Here is a 1507-nt window from a genome sequence, read left to right as displayed (position 1 = left end):
GACCCCGCCGCGCGCGGCGGTCTACACGCCCTGAGCACACGGACCCGGACAGGACCGCCGGGCGCGGCGGGGTCGGCATGCCGTCGCCGAGGAAGAAGCCGGTGTGCGGCGGCTGGTTGTAGGCGGTGTTCTGCCAGGCCAGCGCGGTGCGGTACAGGGTGTCGTGGAGCAGCGTGGTGATCTTGACGTTCGTGTCGTGCGGGGTGGAGTAGACGCGCAGCGCGGTGTTGTCGGTGGTGCGCCAGACGACCTCCTCGCGCCAGTCGCCGAGGATGTCGCCGGACAGCACGGGGGTGGCCTTGGTGCCGTTGTTGGAGGCGACGCCGGAGCCGGTCAGCAGGCGGGTGTCGGAGGAGGTGCCGTACTTGTCGATGCGGGTCCCGTCGAGGAGTTCGCGCACCGGGTCACCGTCCCACCAGGCCAGGAAGTTGGCGGAGGAGGGCTTGCGGCCCTTGGTGGCGCCGCCCTCGTCGCGGATGCCGCCGTCGGACGAGGACCACATCTCGGGGCCGGAGTTGCCCGCCCAGATGTCACCGGCGACACCGCGCCCGTTGTCGCAGCAGGCGGAGAGCTTCCAGCGGACCGAGCCGTTGGCGGGGTCGATGTACAGGGCCGCGGGCTGGGAGGCCGACTCGGAGACCTTGTAGTACTCCAGGCCGGCGGTCGACGCGTCGAGGTCGCCGAGGTGCTGGGCGTCGCCGTGGCCGGTCTTCGCGGTCCACAGGCCGTTGCCGTTGTCGTCGACGGCCATCGAGCCGTAGACGATCTCGTCCTTGCCGTCCCTGTCGACGTCGCCGACGGACAGGCTGTGGGAGCCCTGGCCGTCGTAGCCCTTGCCGCTGTTGGTGGAGGAGCTGGTGTCGAAGGTCCAGCGGCGGGTGAAGGCGCCGCCCCGCCAGTCCCAGGCGGCGACCACGGAACGGGTGTAGTAGCCGCGGGCCGTGATCAGGGAGGGCCGGGCGCCATCGAGGTAGGCGGTGCCGGCGAGGAAGCGGTCGACGCGGTTGCCGTAGGAGTCGCCCCAGGAGGAGACGGTGCCGCGGGCGGGCACGTGGTCGACGGTGCCCATCGCCCTGCCGGTCCGCCCGTCGAACATGGTCAGGTACTCGGGGCCGGACAGGACGTAGCCGCTGGAGTTGCGGTGGTCGGCGGAGGAGCTGCCGATGACGGCGCCGGTGCCGTCCCGGGTGCCGTCGGCGGTCTTCATGGCGACCTCGGCCCTGCCGTCGCCGTCGTAGTCGTAGACCTGGAACTGGGTGTAGTGGGCGCCGGAGCGGATGTTGCGGCCGAGGTCGATGCGCCACAGCCGGGTTCCGTCGAGCCGGACGCCGTCGACGATCGTGTTGCCGGTGTAGCCGGACTGGGAGTTGTCCTTGGCGTTGGTGGGCTGCCACTTGAGGACGAACTCGAGGGCGCCGTCGCCGTCGAGGTCGCCGACGGAGGCGTCGTTGGCCTCGTAGGTGTAGGAGACGCCGTCCGGGGTGGTGCCGCCGGCCGGCGGGGAGAT

1 protein-coding gene is annotated in these 1507 nt (G+C 71.5%); it reads right to left on the bottom strand.

Annotation, left to right across the window (positions count from 1 at the left end):
• Positions 1-1507: rhamnogalacturonan lyase (locus AOK18_RS07440; protein WP_079104883.1), on the bottom strand; the 1507-nt coding region annotated here is incomplete at both ends.

It is taken from the genome of Streptomyces prasinopilosus, assembly GCF_001419695.1.
Classification (GTDB): Bacteria; Actinomycetota; Actinomycetes; order Streptomycetales; family Streptomycetaceae; genus Streptomyces; species Streptomyces prasinopilosus.
This window is presented reverse-complemented; position numbering and strand designations above follow the sequence as displayed.